Raw genomic sequence first — 17038 nt, 5'->3', positions numbered from 1 at the left:
AATCGCTGTTTTTATTGATTACCGGTGCCGATCTGGGCGTCAGGCACCGCGCCAGATCCATCCCCCACCCAGCACGCGGGTGCTGTCGGGATCGTAAAAGACGCAAGCCTGTCCCGGTGAGACGCCTTGTTCGGCGACCATCAATTCGACCTCTGCCTCTGTTTCTGAGATCGGGCGCAGAATCGCGTCTGTCGGTGGCCGGGTGGACCGCACACGCACGGCGATCTGTCGTTCGGCAAGGTCGGTCAGCTTTCCGCCACCGATCCAGTTGATTTCGCGAATGGGGACCCGCCGGGTGGCAAGCATGTCTTTGGGCCCGACGATGACCTGCTTTTTGTCCACGTCGAGTTTCACCACATAAAGCGGATCAGACAGGCCGCCGATGCCAAGACCCCGCCGCTGGCCGACGGTGTAGTGGATCACGCCCTTGTGGGTCCCGCGTATGGTGCCATTTGTGTCAACGATATCGCCGGGTTCTGCCGCACCCGGCCGCAGCTTTTCGATGACGGCGGCATAATCGCCGTTGGGCACAAAGCAGATATCCTGACTGTCGGGTTTACCCGCAACGCTGAGCCCGTATTTGGCGGCAAGCGCCCGGGTTTCTTCCTTGGATTTCAGGTGGCCCAGCGGAAAGCGCAAATAATCAAGCTGTTCCTGCGTCGTGGAGAACAGAAAATAGCTTTGGTCTTTGCTGGCATCAGCCGCGGAATGCAGTTCGGCCCCCTGCGCCCCCATCTTGCGCTGGATGTAATGACCGGTCGCCATGCAATCGGCCTCCAGGTCTTTGGCCGTTTCCAGCAAGTCCTTGAATTTCACCCGTTCATTGCAACGAATGCAGGGTACGGGTGTAGCCCCGCCCAGATAGCTGTCAGCGAATTCGTCCATCACCGCTTCACGGAAGGTGTTTTCGTAATCCAGCACATAATGGGGAAATCCCATTTCTTCGGCCACGCGGCGGGCGTCGTGAATATCGCGCCCGGCACAACAGGCGCCTTTTTTGGCCAGTGCTGCGCCGTGGTCATAAAGCTGCAGGGTGACGCCGACCACATCATAGCCTTCTTCGGCCAGTTGTGCCGCCACAACAGAACTATCCACGCCACCGGACATTGCCACGACAACACGTGTCTGCGCGGGCGGCTTTGCAAAGCCGAGGGAGTTGAGCGGCGAATCAAGGGGCATGGTTTGTCCAGATAGGATCGTTTCGCAATGAAATATAGGAAAATGCGACATACTCTCAAGGGGCAGTTATACCTCTCATTAAGCCATTAACCCCGATAACGCCTCCGGGAGTTACTGAAAGGGGTGCACCATGTATCTAAGGAAAATCGAAGGGCCGCGTTCTGTGACGCTGTCGGATGGAACCATTATGACCCGGGCTGACCTGCCATGCAGTGATACGCGCCGCTGGGTTGCGTCGCGCAAAGCGGCCGTTGTCAGGGCGGTGACCGCCGGACTGATTCAGCGCAAAGAGGCGTTGGAACGCTATAAACTGTCCGATGAAGAGTTTGGTGAATGGGAAAATGCGGTCGCTGCACATGGCGAAGCGGCTTTAAAAGCAACGGCTTTGCAACGTTATCGACAACCATAGGTGGAAATGTAAAGATATTCTGGTATGGTAACGGGTGATTAACCTTTAGCCGTTTAGGTTAACGACACCGAAGAGAGAGCGGAGAACTCGGATGCGTGTCTTGCTGGTTGAAGATGACCCAACAACGTCGAAAAGCATTGAACTGATGCTGACCCATGCGAACCTGAACGTCTATGCGACGGATCTGGGTGAGGAGGGGATCGATCTTGCAAAGCTTTACGATTACGACCTGATCCTGTTGGATTTGAACCTGCCGGACATGAATGGCCATGAGGTGCTGCGCCAGCTGCGCCTGAGCCGTATTGATACGCCTATATTGATCCTCTCAGGGGACGATGGGACAGAAAGCAAGCTAAAAGGCTTTGGTTTCGGTGCAGATGACTATCTGACCAAACCCTTCCACCGCGAAGAACTCGTGGCGCGTATCCATGCAATCATCCGCCGCTCCAAAGGGCACGCGCAGTCGATCATCAAAACCGGGCGCATTGCCGTCAATCTTGACGCCAAGACGGTCGAGGTGGGCGGCAGTACCGTGCACCTGACCGGCAAGGAATATCAGATGCTGGAGCTTCTGAGCCTGCGCAAGGGCACCACGCTGACCAAGGAAATGTTCCTGAACCATCTTTACGGCGGCATGGATGAGCCCGAATTGAAGATCATCGACGTGTTTATTTGCAAGCTGCGCAAGAAGCTAAGCGAAGCAACCGATGGTGAAAACTACATCGAAACGGTCTGGGGGCGCGGTTATGTGCTGCGTGATCCAGAGCCTGTCACGACAGCAGAAAAAATCGCGGTTGGCGCCTGACGCGACCGCGAGCCAAAGGCCACTCACAAGACGGGGCGGTGCTTCACGACTGGACGTTGTGAAGATGCCTGCCTAAGAATTGAACCCATCGTCATTGCGGCGGTGGGTTCATTTTTTTGAGGGCGCAGAAGTGAATAATAGCACCAGCGTTGGACATCCCGAAACAGGCCATCTGGATGTGGATGCATTGTCGGTTGATCAGGCAACGGTCGAGTTGGCATGGCTGGCGGCACAGTTGCAGGCAGCCAACACTGCCTATCACCGCGATGATGCGCCCGAGATCAGTGATGCCGCCTATGACGCGCTGAAACGGCGCAATCTGACGATCGAAGAGGCCTTTCCTGACCTCAAGCGTGCCGATAGCCCCAGCGAACAAGTGGGCGGGGCCATTGCCGAAGGGTTTGGCAAGGTGCGGCATGCTGTGCGGATGCTGTCGCTGGGCAATGCGTTTGATGACGACGATGTCACGGATTTTGACGCCCGTATTCGTAAGTATCTGGGGTTGGACGCGGATGCCCCCCTGATTTACACGGCCGAGCCAAAGATCGACGGGCTGTCGTTGTCGCTGCGTTATGAAGCTGGGGTGCTGGTGCAGGCGGCCACGCGCGGCGACGGAACTGTAGGTGAGAACGTGACTGCTAATGCCCGCACGATTGATGACATTCCCGAGCGGATTGAAGGCGCGCCGGAGGTGCTGGAGGTGCGGGGCGAGGTTTACATGAGCCACGCTGATTTCGCAGCACTGAATCAGCGGCAAGAGGCAGCGGGGGGCAAGACCTTTGCCAATCCGCGCAACGCCGCCGCCGGATCATTGCGGCAGCTGGATGCGAGCATCACCAAATCGCGCCCGCTCCGGTTCTTTGCTTATGCGTGGGGCGAATTGTCGGCACCTCTGGCTGACACGCAATCGGGGGCCATTGCACGCCTATCTGCGCTTGGTTTTGCGACCAATGATCTCACGGTGACCTGTGATGGCCCCACTGCCATGATTTCGCACTATCACATGATCGAGGAACGCCGGGCGACGCTGGGCTATGACATTGATGGCGTCGTCTACAAGGTGGATGATCTGGATTTGCAGCGGCGGCTGGGGTTCCGGTCAACCACGCCGCGATGGGCTGTGGCGCATAAGTTTCCGGCAGAACTGGCCTGGACCACGCTTGAGGCGATTGACATTCAGGTCGGGCGCACTGGCGCGCTGTCGCCAGTTGCGCGGTTAAAGCCGGTAACGGTCGGCGGCGTGGTGGTGTCAAATGCGACGCTGCATAATGAAGACTATATCGCCGGCATCGGTGGTGACGGACAGCCTATACGCGATGGGCGCGATCTGCGCGTTGGTGACTGGGTGCAGGTCTATCGCGCGGGCGATGTGATCCCCAAGATCAAGGATGTCGATCTGGCGCGCAGGCCTGATGCGGCCGTGCCTTATACGTTTCCGGAGATCTGCCCCGAATGCGGGTCAGAGGCGATCCGCGAGGAGGGCGATGCGGTTCGCCGCTGCACGGGTGGTATGATCTGCCCGGCGCAAGCGGTTGAAAAGTTGAAGCATTTTGTGTCGCGCGCCGCGTTTGATATCGAAGGGCTTGGAGCCAAACAGGTAGAGCAGTTCTATGGCGATGGCTGGATCAAGACGCCTGCCGATATCTTTACCTTGCGGGATCGGTATGGAGCCGGAATGCAGCAACTTAAGAACCGGGAAGGCTGGGGCGACAAAAGCGCGGCTAATCTTTTCGATGCGATTGATGATAAAAGGCAAATCCCGCTGCATCGGCTGATTTTCTCGCTCGGTATCCGGCATGTGGGCGACTCTGCGGCGACGACGCTGGCCAATCACTACATGTCCTGGGATGCCTTTGAGGCGGCCATGACCAACGCAACAGTCGGTGAAGGCGAGATCTGGGATGATTTGATCGGCATCGACGGTGTCGGCGCGGTCATGGCGACGTCGGTCATAACGGCGATGCAGCAGGAGGCCGAGCGCGCATCGATTGACGCTTTGGTTGCACATTTGAACGTGGAGGATGCAGAGGCCGTTGCGACCGACAGCCCGGTCGCAGGCAAGACGGTGGTGTTCACCGGATCGTTGGAGAAGATGACGCGCGCGGAAGCCAAGGCACGGGCCGAGGCGTTGGGCGCGAAGGTCTCGGGCTCGGTCAGTGCCAAGACTGATTTGTTGGTGGCAGGTCCAGGGGCCGGATCGAAGGCTTCCAAGGCGGAGGCATTGGGTGTCGAGACCATCGACGAAGATGCATGGCTGGCCCTGATTGGCGACGCATGAGCGGCCGCCCGGAGATTCTGTTTCCACTATTTGGTGCGCTGAATAATCTGGACGGCGTGGGGCCAAAGACAGCACAGATCCTGGAACAGACAGGGATCGAAAAACCACGCGATATGCTGATGACCTTGCCGCATGGCGGGGTGGATCGGCACCGGCGGGCCAGCATTCGCGATGTCGTGCCGCCAGCCACAGCGACAGTTGAGGTGACGGTGGGCGATCATTACCCGCCGCGGTCGCGGGGCCGCCCATATCGGGTGCAGGTCACAGACGCGCAGACCGCGTTTCAGCTCGTGTTCTTTCACGCCAAGGGCGATTATCTGCAGCGCCTCTTGCCGACGGGGCAGAAACGCATCGTGTCAGGCAAGGTCGAGATTTTTGATGGAATTGCCCAGATCGTGCATCCTGATCATGTCCTGCCGGTGGCCGAGGCGGATGAGATTCCGACCTATGAGCCGGTTTATCCGCTGCATGCGGGTATCTCGCAAAAACTGATGTGGAAGGCGACGCGATCCGCGCTGGAGATGGCGCCGGACCTGGTCGAGTGGATTGATCCGGAATTGAAGAAGCGAGAAGGCTGGCCGGATTGGCGTGCCGCTTTCGCGAAGGTACATACGCCGGCCTCATCGACCGATCTGTCGCCACATGATCCTGCGCGCCAGCGGTTGGCTTATGACGAATTGTTCGCGCATCAGATCACGCTAGCCTTGGCGCGGGCGGTGGTGCGCCGGGGGAAGGGATTGTCTTCCGAAGGGTCAGGTGCCTTGCGCGCGAAGGTTCTGGCGGAGCTACCCTATCAGCCGACGGCTGCGCAGATCCGCGCCATCGGTGAGATTGAGGCGGACCTGGCCACTGCGCTGCGGATGAACCGGCTGCTGCAGGGGGATGTGGGATCGGGCAAGACGCTGGTGGCGCTGATGGCGCTGTTGATCGTGGTAGAGGCTGGCGGGCAGGGGGTGATGATGGCCCCGACCGAGATACTGGCCCGCCAGCATCTGGAGGGGTTGCAGCCGCTGGCGGAAAGCGCGGGCGTGGTGCTGGAGATTCTGACGGGTCGCGACAAGGGGTCGGAGCGCAAGGTCAAGCTGGCAGCGTTGGCTGCAGGCAGGATTGATATTCTGGTCGGCACCCATGCCGTGTTTCAGAAAGATGTGCATTTTCATGATCTGCGACTGGCAATCGTGGATGAGCAACATCGCTTTGGTGTGGCCCAGCGGATGGAGTTGGGTGCCAAAGGGCAGGCGGTGGATGTGCTTGTGATGACCGCGACGCCGATACCACGGTCACTGGCGCTGGCGCAGTATGGCGACATGGATGTGTCGGTTCTGGATGAAAAACCACCCGGACGAACGCCTGTGCAAACCGCGCTGGTTTCAACCGCGCGGATGGATGAGGTTGTTGAAAAACTGCGCCATGCGGTGGCCGAAGGACGGCAGGCTTATTGGGTGTGCCCGCTGGTTGAGGAAAGCGAAGTCATGGATATGACCGCCGCAGAGGAACGGTTCAAGCATCTGCGTGCCGCTTTGGGTGAAGGTGTTGTTGGGCTGGTGCATGGGCAATTGCCGCCGGCAGAGAAGGACGCGGCGATGGCGCGCTTTGTATCGGGAGAGACAAAGGTGTTGGTCGCAACCACGGTGATCGAAGTTGGGGTGAATGTCCCCGATGCGTCGATCATGATGATCGAACGGGCCGAGCATTTTGGCCTCGCACAGCTGCATCAATTACGCGGTCGGGTCGGGCGCGGGGACGCCGCGTCGACCTGTTTGCTGCTTTATCAGGCCCCGCTGACCGAGAGCGGGCGGCGCAGGCTGGAAATACTGCGTGAGACAGAGGATGGGTTCCGCATATCCGAGGAAGATCTGGCCATGCGCGGGGCGGGTGATGTGATTGGCACGGCGCAGTCCGGTCTGCCGCGGTTTCGGATCGCCGATCTGGAGCGTCAGGCGTCACTCATGGCGCTGGCGCAATCGGATGCGCGCAAGTTGTTGCATGATGATCCGACGCTGGAAACAGATCGTGGGAAAGCGGCCCGTACATTGCTGTGGCTGATGGAGCAGGACAAGGCGATCCGTTTGATTTCAGTGGGTTAGCGTAACGTGTTCCAAAATGTTCACGAATGTTCCTAAAAAGTTCTTTACACAAGGTTAATGATGTGAGAACAAAGCAGCAACAGAACGTGAGGAACACAGCATGGCCCAAGAGATCAAATCCATCATCGTCCGGTCCCGCGAGACGCTTTTGGCTGATGCGCTTGGCGTTGTGGCCCTGATGATCATGTTGTTTGTCGGATTGTCCTTGCCCGGGCTGATCTGACCTCCCTGGCGATAGCCGTCCGGTCCATCACATTGCCCTGTCCCAAGAATGCAATGTCTGATGACCTGCCTGTCTGAGTCCAAAAAGGGGTTTTGCCTCCCCCGCTGGAACGCCGGACCGGACCTGTCGCTTAAACTGCCGCCGCCATCCTGTCCCGGATGTGCGGCGGTTTTTTCTGCGAGGGGCAGACTTTTCCAAGAAATTGGCTGCTCAGGCAGTGGCTTTGGCGGTTTCCAGTGCGTCTAGCGTGGCATCAAAAGCCAGCAGGATCGATGCATGCCGGTTTTTGTAATCCTTGGCAGGTTGCAGGACCTCAAGCCCGTCGAAAGGGGCGGTGGGCACAGGGCCGTCAGATTTCAACATGGCGTAAAGCTCATCACGCCCTTGCTGCACCTGCGCGGGCGTTGTGCCTACGATGCTGCCGCCAACGACGGCAGCGGCGGCCTGACCTAGGGCACAGGCCTTGACGTCCTGGGCATAGTCCGTGATCACGCCGTCTTCCAGGACGATATCGACGGTGACGGTTGATCCACAAAGGGGGGACCGTTTCTTGGCCGTGGCAGAGGGCTGCGCGAGCCGTTCGGTGCGCGGCATGTCGGCGGCCAGGGCAAGGATCCTGCCGGAATAGAGTTTGATCATGTCTGTTTCAGCTGACATCGCGTTTGCCCTTCCTCACGGTCCTCTTTAGATAGTCCGGACCGATCCTGATGCAAAGGTTTTTGACATGCCCTTCGATCCCGCCAGCCTGAAGTATAATGACGCAGGCCTGATCCCGGCGATTGCGCAGGATGCCGCATCAGGTGAGGTGCTGATGATGGCCTGGATGAATGCAGAGGCTGTCGCGCGGACACTGGAGACAGGGCAGGTGACCTATTGGTCGCGGTCCCGGCAGGAGTTTTGGGTGAAGGGGGCGACCAGCGGGAACACGCAGGCGCTGGTGGATTTCAAGGTGGATTGCGACCGCGATTGTCTGTTGATCGAGGTGCAGCAGACGGGCCCCGCCTGCCATACCGGCCGCCGGACCTGTTTCTATACAGCCGTGCGCAATGGTGAAGAGATTGAAGTGGTCAAGCTGCCGGAAGACCCACCATCTGCCTGATGTCATTGGGCGTGGCACCCTCGGCCCGGTATTTGGCGATCGCGCGGGCGTCGTCGCGTTTCGCCAAACGCTTGCCGTTCTCGTCGCGGATCAGTTTGTGGTGGTGGTAGATCGGGATGGGAAGGCCCAGCAGATGATAAAGCAGCACATGGATGCGGGTGGCATCAAACAGGTCTTCGCCACGGATCACATGGGTGATGCCCTGCGCATGGTCGTCCAGGACCACGGCTAAATGATAGGCGGCGGCCATGCCGCGCCGCGCCACCGCGACATCACCGATTGATGTCATCAGGTCGTCCGCGTCCAGTTGCAGCGTGCCGCAATACTTTTCGCCGGTTTCCTTGTAACTCGGCAAGGGCGCCGCCTGATCGACCGCTTCTTCCATATGCAAGCGGATCGCATCGCCCTCCCTGAAGTCTGCCATCGTTCGATGTCGGCAGGTCCCGGGATAGATGCGTCCGTCGGGTCCATGGGTGGGCACGCCCTCTTGGGGAGCGCTGGCGGCGTTTTCGATGTCGGTCCGGCTGCAGGAGCAGGGGTAGAGCAGACCTATCGCGGCAAGTTTTTGAATATTGGCCCGAAAACGGGGTTCGGACCGCGATTGCTTCATGATTGGTTCCGGCCAGGACAGCCCCAGCCAATGCAGATCGTCGATGGCCTGTTGTTCGAATTCCGGTTTTGAGCGGACGCGGTCGATATCATCCATGCGCAGGATGAATGTTCCATCGTCCGCCATGGCCATGTCATAGGCCAGCATCGCGGAATAGGCATGCCCCAGATGCAGTGGCCCGGTGGGCGATGGCGCAAAGCGGGTGATCATCGCCGTCGCAGGATGATGATGTCTGAGCCCATGTCCATGTCACCCAGATGGGGCCCGTGCTCGCGAAAAATGACCTCGGCCCGGCCTGCACCGATTTCCGTGCTGAGCGCCTCTGTGTAGCTGGCGTCTGCAAGGGTTGGATCGTTGTAGGACAATGCCAATAGACCACCGGTGTTGAGTTTCCCCACAAGTGCGCCCAGCGTTTCGGGTGGCGCGGCCCCGAGGCTGACGACGCCTGCCGCGACGATCACCGGGTAGGCGCCACGCCCGAAGCTGAGTTCGCCGGGTTGCGAGAGCCAGGTCTTGGCATAGACGCCGCGTTCGATGGCCTTTTCAAGCATCTCTGCGGTGACGTCGGTGCCGTGCAGGGTGCCGCACCCCGCTTCGCGCAGGATTTGCCCGGAGAAACCGGTGCCGCAGCCAAAATCCAGAATGGTAGTGTCAGGCGTCGCATGCGTTTTCAGCGCAGCGGCGATCCGGGCAGGGGTATGATACCCGCGCGCGGTGATATCGGCGTCATAGGTCGCAGCCCAGTTTGCGTAAACCGCGATGGTTTCCTCCACCGGGCGCGGTGTCCAGAGATCGGGGCGCAGCGGGTCCTTCTTGTCAGCCATGGTGCAAAGCTAACGCGGCAGTTCAGGCGGCGTCCAGCGCCATTTGACCCAGCCACGCCTGCCAATCGGATTTGGCCCGGTCGGTATAGGCTTTGTAGCGGTCTTTGCGGTTGCGCCGCCCGCCCTTGACCCCTTCCAGCGGTGGGAAGAGACCAAAATTGACGTTCATGGGTTGAAATGTCTTGGCATCAGCCCCGCCGGTGATGTGGGTGACAAGCGCGCCCATCGCGGTTGTATTCGGCACCGGGTCCAAGGTTTGGCCGGTCATTTCGGCCACCGCCATACGACCCGCAAGCAGGCCCATGGCGGCGCTTTCAACATAGCCTTCGACCCCGGTTATCTGGCCGGCAAAGCGGATGTTGGGCCGCGACCGCAGGCGCATCTTGTCATCGAGCAGCGTGGGAGAGTTGATAAAGGTGTTGCGGTGGATACCGCCGAGGCGGGCGAATTCCGCATTCTCAAGCCCAGGAATCATTTTGAAAACAGCCTTTTGCGCGCCGTATTTCATCTTGGTCTGGAAGCCTACGATGTTGAACAGCGTGCCAAGTGCATTGTCGCGGCGCAACTGGACAACGGCGTAGGGTTTGTTTTGTGGATCATGGTCGTTGGTCAGGCCGACAGGTTTCATTGGGCCAAAGCGCAGGGTTTCGCGCCCGCGTTCGGCCATGACCTCGATCGGCAGGCAGCCGTCGAAGTAACCGGCGGTTTCGCCTTCCTTGAATTCCGTCTTTTCGGCCGCCAGCAATGCGTCGATGAAAGCTTCGTACTGGTCGCGTGTCATCGGGCAGTTGAGATAGGCGGTGCGTTCTTCCTCGGTTTCGCCCTTGTCATAGCGCGACTGCATCCAGGCGACATCCATGTTGACGCTGTCGGCATAGACGATGGGGGCGATGGCGTCGAAGAACGCCAGCGCCTCGGCCCCGGTTTCCGCTTGCATAGCCTCGGCCAATGCGCCTGAGGTCAGCGGACCCGTCGCGATGATCCAGTGACCGTCTTCGGGGAGCGCGGCGATTTCATCGTGGGAAATGGAAATGTTCGGGTGTGCGGTGAGCGCTGCGGTGACCGCTTCGGCAAATGGATCACGGTCGACGGCCAGCGCGCCGCCCGCAGGCAGCCGGTGCCGGTAGGCGGTTTGCATAATCAGTCCGTTGGCCTGCATCATTTCCCAATGCAGCAAGCCGACGGCGTTTTGTTCATGATCGTCAGAGCGGAAGGAGTTCGAACACACCATTTCGCCCAAATTGCCGGTCCGATGGGCGAAGGTGCCCACTTTGGGGCGCATTTCGTGGATCGTCACGTTCAGGCCCGCATTGGCTGCCTGCCACGCAGCTTCGGACCCGGCCATGCCGCCGCCGATAATGTTGAGTGTTTTTTCCATGAGGGCACATTTAGGTCCTGTGCCGGGGAATGAAAAGGCCCGCGCACGTGGCGCGGGCCTTGATTGGTTAGGGTGTGGCGATCGGAAGCGCACCAAGCGCATTTCGGAACTGGCCGCTGCCTGCATTGGCATCCCCGCGCAGGTCGCGGGCAAATTCGCGGTCCAGACGTGTGGGCCCGCCAGTTTCGAACGAGATTGAAAGGCTCAAAGTGTCGACCGTTTCACCATTGCTTGGATCAATCTGGCCGATGGAGGCGTCAATCCATGCCCCGTCCGCAATCTCATACCCGGCACCGATCTTGAAGCTGGTGTAGTCGACCAGCCCGCCGGATACATTTTCGAAAGCGGCTGTACCGCGGAAGGCGCTGCCGAATTCATAGGCCCCGCGCGCACCGATGGTGCTGGCATCATCTTCGGAATTGCCCGCGAAGTAGACGCGTGCATCGATGGGGCCCTGTTCGTAATCTGCCGAAATGACGTAGCCTGTGCTGTCATTGGCGGTGTTGCTGCTCAGCCCGATGCCGAGGTCGATCCCTGGCGATACTTCGAACGTGGCGACACCCAGATACAGGGTTTCCTCTGCATCGAGGTCCTGCCGGATGCTGAGCCCGACGCCAAATTGATCTGTCCGGTATTGGGCGAACGCACCGGCGACAGTGGCGTCCGCTGTATCCGTCTCAACATTGCCGATTTCGGCCCCGATCAGAATGTCGGGTGAGAGGAAATATCCAGCCCCGACCGAGATCTCACGCGTCGTTGCATCCAGGTCGCCCCGATCCGCCGAGAGGTTTTCGACTGCGCCCGAAAGCAGGACATCGCCCACCTGGTATTCGATTTCGCCGACCAGTTCGTTGGCGTTGATGTCGTCATCACCGACAGAATAGTTGTTTCGGTCATAGCTAAATTGTGCGTAACGCACACCATCAGCCGCAACCGTGCCGGTCACAAGCGCGACGACAGCGGTGGAGCTGAGAATGATTTTGGTTCTTGTCATTGTCCAAACCTTTAATGGATGCTGGTAGCGATACATCTGGAATGCTGCCCTAGGGGAAATGGCGCAATCGGGGGGCAGTGGCAGAAAACCTGACTGATGCATCTTTGTCGCAAGGAGTGGCAAGGTCTTGCCGAGGTCGGCGGAAGACCGCAAAAAGCCCCGCAACAATGGCGGGGCTTTGTAAGGATTGTTCTGATTTGGGGCGTTTAGTAGCCGATGGCCTCAAAAACGCTGCGGTTGCTCATCAGGGTGCCGCTGGACCGGCCAAACGTCATTTCGGCCCCGATTGCAAAGAAGTTCGAGTCGTTTTCAGAGACAAACAGATCGCCGTCGATAGACGCCGTTGCGCCAAGCTGGCCAATTTCCGCATAGATCGAAGGGCCGTTGTCGAATGTATACCGGCCACCGATAGCGGTTGTCCCAAGGGTGACGCTGTCATTGAAATCATCGCTGAATGTCACAGCTTGGCTGTTCAGCATCAATGCAAAGTTGCGCGCCACTTCAAACTCGAAGGAGATACCGGCAATGCTGGTGTCAATCGAAGACGAGTCGCTGAGCCCGTCAACTGCGCCGTAGTAAAACTCAAAACGTCCCTGAGGAGAGCCGAAACCGGCCTCGACCCCGAAATGTTCGTAATTTGCGCCGCCGTCATCATCGCTGGCGACATACACACCCAACGCCGTGGTCGGCGAAATCATGTAAAGGCCATGCAAGGTCACGTTCGTGCCCGCCTCGTCGATTTCGTCGGAGTTGTAGACCGCCAGGTTTCCGCTGATGGCGAAGTCCCGCGACAGGCCCAGTTCAGCACCTGCCTTCAGCGCGGAGTTTGTGGCATCGTAGCTGTCATCATCGAAGACATTCACGTTGCCGGAGATCGTCGCCCCGTTCAGCGATTGCGAAAACGATGGGGTGGCCGCAACTGCAAGTATCACTGCAGCAGAGAAGATCTTGTGAGACATTGAGAAAATCCTTTGATGGGCGAGGTATGCTCGCCTTTTACGCCTGTTGCGATTTTTCGCCAGTGCAAGATTTTCAACAGATTCAGGATGTGATGCGGTCGCAACAGCCTGCGGTTGCCCGCAGGCTATTCTATGACCGCTTAGACCGTATCAGGACGCCTCTTCTTCCTCACCCTGATCGGCGATCCACGCCACGCTGACCACGGTTTCGCCTTTGCCGGTGTCGAACACCTTGACCCCGCCCGCACCACGGGACCGGAATGAGATGCCGTCAATGGGCACGCGGATGGACTGGCCGGTTGATGTGACAAGCATGATCTGATCCGAGATATCGACCGGGAAAGACGTCACCAGCGGACCGCCACGCATCGCCTTGTCCATGGCCGCGACCCCCATGCCGCCGCGTCCGCGCACGGGGTAGTCGTGGCTTGACGACAGCTTGCCGGATCCTTTGGCGGTGATTGTCAGGATCAGGTTTTCCGCAGCCGACATTTCGGCGTAGCGTTCTTGGCTGATCTGGCCTGGCGCGGCCTCTTCATCTTCGTTCTCTGCCTCGTCGGTCAGTCCCGCCATGGCACGACGCATTTTCAGATATGCGGCACGTTCGGCAGGGTCAGCCTCAAAATGCCGGATGATGGACATGCTGACCACTTCGTCCTTGCCGGTTAGCCTGATGCCGCGGACACCCACGGATGCACGGCTGTTAAAGACGCGCACATCTGTCGCTGGGAAACGGATGGCCCGACCTGAACTGGTGACCAGCATCACGTCATCGTCGTTCGATGCGATGCGGGCATTGATCATCGTGGTGCCTTCATGTTCACCTTCAAATTTCATGGCGATCTTGCCGTTGGATTTCACATTCGTGAAGTCTGACAGGGCGTTACGGCGTACAGTTCCAGCAGACGTGGCAAAGACGACCTGCAGGTCGTCCCATTCTTCTTCGGGCCGGTCGACAGGCATGATGGCTGCGATGGAGACCCCTTGTGGGATCGGGAGGATGTTGACGATCGCCTTGCCTTTGGCAGTCCGGTTGCCCAAGGGCAGACGCCATGTTTTCAGCTTGTAGACCATTCCGTCGGTTGTGAAGAACAAAAGCTGTGTATGGGTGTTGGCGACAAAAAGGGTGGTGACAACATCCTCTTCCTTGGTCTGCATGGATGACAGGCCTTTGCCGCCACGGCGCTGCGCGCGGAAATCGGCGAGGGCTGTGCGCTTGATGTACCCGCCGGAGGTCACGGTGACGACCATGTCCTCTTTCTCGATCAGGTCCTCGTCTTCCATGTCGCCCGACCAGTCGACGATTTCGGTGCGACGGGGGACGGCGAACAGTTCGCGGACCTCATGCAATTCATCCCGGATGATTTGCATGATGCGGTCGCGTGAGCCGAGGATCTCAAGGTATTCGCGAATTTTTCCGGCCAATTCCTGCAATTCGTCGGTGACTTCCTTGACGCCGATCTGGGTCAGGCGCTGCAGGCGCAATTCCAGAATGGCGCGCGCCTGGGTTTCAGACAAATTATACGTGCCGTCCTCATTGGCTGTGTGGGTCGGGTCATCAATCAGTTTGATGTATTCAAGGATGGATTCCGCAGGCCAGCGCCGGGTCATCAGTTTTTCACGGGCGGTCGCGGCGTCTGCGGACTGCCGGATGGTGGCAACAACTTCGTCGATATTGGTGACGGCCACGGCCAGACCACACAGAACATGGGACCGTTCGCGTGCCTTGCGCAGTTCGAATGCCGTGCGACGGGCCACGACATCTTCGCGGAAATCCACGAAAGCCGTCAGGAAGGCACGCAGCGTCAACTGTTCGGGCTTGCCACCGTTCAGCGCCAGCATGTTGCAGCCGAAATAGGTCTGCATCGGGGTAAAGCGGAACAGCTGGTTCAGCACGACCTCTGCTGTGGCGTCGCGCTTGAGTTCAACCACCACCCGCACGCCATTGCGGTCGGATTCGTCCTGCACGTGGGCGATGCCTTCAATCCGTTTATCGCGGGCCGCCTCGGCGATCTTGTCGATCATTGCCGATTTGTTCACCTGATAGGGAATTTCATTGATGACAATGGCATAGCGATCCTTGCGGATTTCCTCGACCTCGGTTTTGGCCCGGACGATGACGGAACCGCGCCCTTCGAGATAGGCCTTACGCGCGCCGGAGCGGCCAAGGATGATCCCGCCGGTCGGGAAGTCGGGACCTGGGATATATTCAATCAGGTCTTCGGAGGACATATCCGAATTGTCGATCAGGGCGAGTGTGGCGTCGACCACTTCGCCCAGATTGTGAGGCGGTATGTTGGTGGCCATGCCGACGGCGATACCGCCAGCGCCATTGACCAGCATATTGGGGAAGCGCGACGGCAGGACGCTGGGTTCGCGTTCCTTGCCGTCGTAGTTATCCATGAAGTCGACCGTGTCCTTAGGCAGGTCTTCGGTCATATACTGCGCGACTTTGGCGAGCCGGGATTCAGTATAACGCATGGCGGCGGCGCCATCGCCATCCATCGACCCGAAATTGCCCTGACCATCAATCAGCGGCAGCGACATGGAAAAATCCTGGGCCATCCGCACCAATGCGTCATAAATCGCGCTATCGCCGTGCGGGTGATAGGAGCCCATTACATCGCCGACAGATTTCGCGGACTTGCGATAGGACTTATCGGCGGTGATCCCCTTTTCATACATCGAATAAATGATGCGACGATGCACTGGTTTTAAGCCGTCGCGCAGATCAGGGATTGCGCGCGATACGATGACGCTCATCGCGTAGTCGAGATAGCTGGTCTTCAGTTCGTGTTCGATCGTGACCGAAGGGCCGGTATACGCGGGGCGCATTTGCGGCATTTCATCATCGTTTTCAGGGGTTTCTGGGGTATCGTTCACGTGGACCGCCTGTTGTTACTGGCACTGCTATATTTCGTTGCGCTGACCTTATCAGACACTTGATGTGGGGTGCAATGGCGGATGCCATGCCTGGTTGGCAGCCTTGCGGGTGGACTGATAACAAGCTGTTTTTATTGACAAAGTTTATAATTCGGGAATCATTTTGGAATAAGCATAAGAAACGAAAGGAGTGCCGATGCAGTCAGAAGCAGAATTGATGATGAAAGGGTACGGTCTGACCACGGCCGAACTGTTCTATCACATGCCCGATCACCCCCATGTGCTGAACACTTTTATCTGGCAGGATTACGACCTTGCCCCCGATCACGATAAATTATTGAAATTCATAGGGTTTTGGCAGGAAGAGCTGGACGGTCCGCTGCATTCCGTCCGGTTTGTTCATCGCAAGATGATCAGTGCGGGCGAATGGCGCAATGTGACGGGCGAATTCCACTATCACTGAAGACAGCGTTTATCCTGTTTGCTTCCTAACCCGAAGTGTCATCCACCATTGTGACCCCAAGACGGCCAATACCGTCAATAATCACGTCAACCCGATCCCCGGCCTTCACCGGACGCGCACCGATTGACGTGCCGCAGGCGATCACGTCGCCGGGCATTAGGGTCACATCCTCTGACAGTTTGCTGACGATCTTCGCGGGCGGCATAATCATGTCATCGGCTGGATAGGATTGCCGTTCGCGCCCGTTGACTTCGACCCGGATAGTCAGATCGCGCCAGTTCAGGTCAGTGGCAATGACGGGGCCGACAACGCCGAAGCCATCAAAACCCTTGGCACGGGTCCATTGCGGGAATGACGGATCAGCCGTCAGGACCTGTAAGGCTGTGATATCGTTGATGCAGGTATAGCCGAGGATTGCGCTCTCGGCTTCGTCCTCGCTGATATGGCGGCATTCCTGTCCGATCACGATTCCCAATTCGCCTTCAAAGATGACCCGGCCGACATCTGCGGGGATTTGGACGGTCGCGTCCGGCCCAGCCAGCGACGTGACGGGTTTGAGGAACCATAACGGGTGTTCAGGGATATCCAGTTTGTTGCGGGTCGCTGCCGCATGATAGTTGTTCCACAAGCCAATGAACTTTCCGGGAACGGTAGGGGCCAGTAATCTTTCCTGATCAAGCGGAACGGGATCGCCTGCCCCTTCATCGGACCCAAGCACCTTCCGCGGCAGGAAAACGCCATCGCTGATGACCCCGGTCACTATATGCCCGTCAGTGCCTTGAATGCGTGCCCAATCCATCCTGTTTTTCCCCTAAGCTCATGATCTTGTCGAACATTAGGGGCCGCG

General features: G+C 58.5%; 16 protein-coding genes. 7 read left to right on the top strand and 9 right to left on the bottom strand.

Going from position 1 to position 17038, the window contains the following annotated elements:
• Positions 1 to 39: 39 nt before the first annotated feature.
• Positions 40 to 1179, bottom strand: coding sequence for a tRNA 2-thiouridine(34) synthase MnmA (gene mnmA, locus ACFWW4_RS16675; protein WP_411891898.1), 1140 nt, complete (start codon positions 1177 to 1179; stop codon positions 40 to 42).
• Between the two features lie 130 nt (positions 1180 to 1309).
• Here mnmA and ACFWW4_RS16670 point away from each other — a divergent pair, with 130 nt between their 5' ends.
• The 5 genes from ACFWW4_RS16670 to ACFWW4_RS16650 all read left to right on the top strand — a co-directional run bounded on the left by ACFWW4_RS16670 (position 1310) and on the right by ACFWW4_RS16650 (position 6981).
• Complete coding sequence (locus ACFWW4_RS16670; RefSeq protein ID WP_411891897.1) at positions 1310 to 1588, top strand: DUF1153 domain-containing protein; 279 nt, start codon at positions 1310 to 1312, stop codon at positions 1586 to 1588.
• A 91-nt stretch (positions 1589 to 1679) separates the two neighbouring features.
• Entirely contained in the window at positions 1680 to 2393 is a 714-nt protein-coding gene (ctrA, locus tag ACFWW4_RS16665) for a response regulator transcription factor CtrA (protein WP_393928437.1), read from the top strand.
• Between the two features lie 178 nt (positions 2394 to 2571).
• The gene (ligA, locus tag ACFWW4_RS16660; protein ID WP_411891966.1) at positions 2572 to 4671 is read left to right on the top strand and encodes an NAD-dependent DNA ligase LigA; all 2100 of its coding nucleotides are present in this window, start codon (positions 2572 to 2574) and stop codon (positions 4669 to 4671) included.
• A complete protein-coding gene (gene recG / locus ACFWW4_RS16655) occupies positions 4668 to 6758 on the top strand; it encodes an ATP-dependent DNA helicase RecG (protein WP_411891896.1) in 2091 nt (696 codons plus the stop codon). Before ligA ends, recG begins: the two co-directional genes overlap by 4 nt.
• Positions 6759 to 6858: 100 nt before the next feature.
• Complete coding sequence (locus ACFWW4_RS16650; protein ID WP_393928435.1) at positions 6859 to 6981, top strand: hypothetical protein; 123 nt, start codon at positions 6859 to 6861, stop codon at positions 6979 to 6981.
• Between the two features lie 210 nt (positions 6982 to 7191).
• Here the strand turns inward: ACFWW4_RS16650 and ACFWW4_RS16645 are convergent, their stop codons facing one another.
• Positions 7192 to 7638, bottom strand: coding sequence for an iron-sulfur cluster assembly scaffold protein (locus ACFWW4_RS16645; protein ID WP_393928434.1), 447 nt, complete (start codon positions 7636 to 7638; stop codon positions 7192 to 7194).
• Between the two features lie 67 nt (positions 7639 to 7705).
• Between ACFWW4_RS16645 and hisI the strand changes: the two genes are divergently transcribed.
• Positions 7706 to 8080, top strand: coding sequence for a phosphoribosyl-AMP cyclohydrolase (gene hisI / locus ACFWW4_RS16640; protein WP_411891895.1), 375 nt, complete (start codon positions 7706 to 7708; stop codon positions 8078 to 8080).
• Here hisI and gluQRS read toward each other — a convergent pair.
• The 6 genes from gluQRS to gyrA all read right to left on the bottom strand — a co-directional run bounded on the left by gluQRS (position 8049) and on the right by gyrA (position 15728).
• Positions 8049 to 8900: a tRNA glutamyl-Q(34) synthetase GluQRS gene (gene gluQRS / locus ACFWW4_RS16635; RefSeq protein ID WP_411891894.1), complete on the bottom strand. Its 852-nt coding sequence runs from the start codon at positions 8898 to 8900 to the stop codon at positions 8049 to 8051. The two genes, hisI and gluQRS, sit on opposite strands and share 32 nt — an antisense overlap.
• Entirely contained in the window at positions 8897 to 9514 is a 618-nt protein-coding gene (locus ACFWW4_RS16630) for a class I SAM-dependent DNA methyltransferase (protein WP_411891893.1), read from the bottom strand. Before ACFWW4_RS16630 ends, gluQRS begins: the two co-directional genes overlap by 4 nt.
• Before the next feature lie 22 nt (positions 9515 to 9536).
• Positions 9537 to 10892: a methylenetetrahydrofolate--tRNA-(uracil(54)-C(5))-methyltransferase (FADH(2)-oxidizing) TrmFO gene (gene trmFO / locus ACFWW4_RS16625; protein ID WP_411891892.1), complete on the bottom strand. Its 1356-nt coding sequence runs from the start codon at positions 10890 to 10892 to the stop codon at positions 9537 to 9539.
• 67 nt (positions 10893 to 10959) lie between these two features.
• Positions 10960 to 11886, bottom strand: coding sequence for a porin (locus tag ACFWW4_RS16620; protein ID WP_393928429.1), 927 nt, complete (start codon positions 11884 to 11886; stop codon positions 10960 to 10962).
• 206 nt (positions 11887 to 12092) lie between these two features.
• A complete protein-coding gene (locus tag ACFWW4_RS16615) occupies positions 12093 to 12845 on the bottom strand; it encodes a hypothetical protein (protein ID WP_411891891.1) in 753 nt (250 codons plus the stop codon).
• A 150-nt stretch (positions 12846 to 12995) separates the two neighbouring features.
• The gene (gene gyrA, locus ACFWW4_RS16610) at positions 12996 to 15728 is read right to left on the bottom strand and encodes a DNA gyrase subunit A (RefSeq protein WP_411891890.1); all 2733 of its coding nucleotides are present in this window, start codon (positions 15726 to 15728) and stop codon (positions 12996 to 12998) included.
• Positions 15729 to 15924: 196 nt separating this feature from the next.
• Between gyrA and ACFWW4_RS16605 the strand changes: the two genes are divergently transcribed.
• Entirely contained in the window at positions 15925 to 16191 is a 267-nt protein-coding gene (locus ACFWW4_RS16605; RefSeq protein ID WP_393928426.1) for an usg protein, read from the top strand.
• A 25-nt stretch (positions 16192 to 16216) separates the two neighbouring features.
• Here the strand turns inward: ACFWW4_RS16605 and ACFWW4_RS16600 are convergent, their stop codons facing one another.
• Entirely contained in the window at positions 16217 to 16990 is a 774-nt protein-coding gene (locus ACFWW4_RS16600) for a fumarylacetoacetate hydrolase family protein (RefSeq protein ID WP_411891889.1), read from the bottom strand.
• Positions 16991 to 17038 lie beyond the last annotated feature (48 nt).

This window comes from Yoonia sp. SDW83-1 (assembly GCF_046762885.1).
GTDB lineage: Bacteria > Pseudomonadota > Alphaproteobacteria > Rhodobacterales > Rhodobacteraceae > Yoonia.
The sequence above is the reverse complement of the archived record's forward strand: the minus strand, read 5'-3'. Positions and strand labels throughout refer to the sequence as shown.

Bases quoted from the DNA above. Each gene is read 5' to 3' on its own strand.
- mnmA (WP_411891898.1), bottom strand. From the start codon at position 1,179: ATGCCCCTTGATTCGCCGCTCAACTCCCTCGGCTTTGCAAAGCCGCCC.
- ACFWW4_RS16670 (WP_411891897.1), top strand. From the start codon at position 1,310: ATGTATCTAAGGAAAATCGAAGGGCCGCGTTCTGTGACGCTGTCGGAT.
- ctrA (WP_393928437.1), top strand. From the start codon at position 1,680: ATGCGTGTCTTGCTGGTTGAAGATGACCCAACAACGTCGAAAAGCATT.
- recG (WP_411891896.1), top strand. From the start codon at position 4,668: ATGAGCGGCCGCCCGGAGATTCTGTTTCCACTATTTGGTGCGCTGAAT.
- ACFWW4_RS16650 (WP_393928435.1), top strand. From the start codon at position 6,859: ATGGCCCAAGAGATCAAATCCATCATCGTCCGGTCCCGCGAGACGCTT.
- ACFWW4_RS16645 (WP_393928434.1), bottom strand. From the start codon at position 7,638: ATGTCAGCTGAAACAGACATGATCAAACTCTATTCCGGCAGGATCCTT.
- hisI (WP_411891895.1), top strand. From the start codon at position 7,706: ATGCCCTTCGATCCCGCCAGCCTGAAGTATAATGACGCAGGCCTGATC.
- gluQRS (WP_411891894.1), bottom strand. From the start codon at position 8,900: ATGATCACCCGCTTTGCGCCATCGCCCACCGGGCCACTGCATCTGGGG.
- ACFWW4_RS16630 (WP_411891893.1), bottom strand. From the start codon at position 9,514: ATGGCTGACAAGAAGGACCCGCTGCGCCCCGATCTCTGGACACCGCGC.
- trmFO (WP_411891892.1), bottom strand. From the start codon at position 10,892: ATGGAAAAAACACTCAACATTATCGGCGGCGGCATGGCCGGGTCCGAA.
- ACFWW4_RS16620 (WP_393928429.1), bottom strand. From the start codon at position 11,886: ATGACAAGAACCAAAATCATTCTCAGCTCCACCGCTGTCGTCGCGCTT.
- ACFWW4_RS16615 (WP_411891891.1), bottom strand. From the start codon at position 12,845: ATGTCTCACAAGATCTTCTCTGCTGCAGTGATACTTGCAGTTGCGGCC.
- ACFWW4_RS16605 (WP_393928426.1), top strand. From the start codon at position 15,925: ATGCAGTCAGAAGCAGAATTGATGATGAAAGGGTACGGTCTGACCACG.
- ACFWW4_RS16600 (WP_411891889.1), bottom strand. From the start codon at position 16,990: ATGGATTGGGCACGCATTCAAGGCACTGACGGGCATATAGTGACCGGG.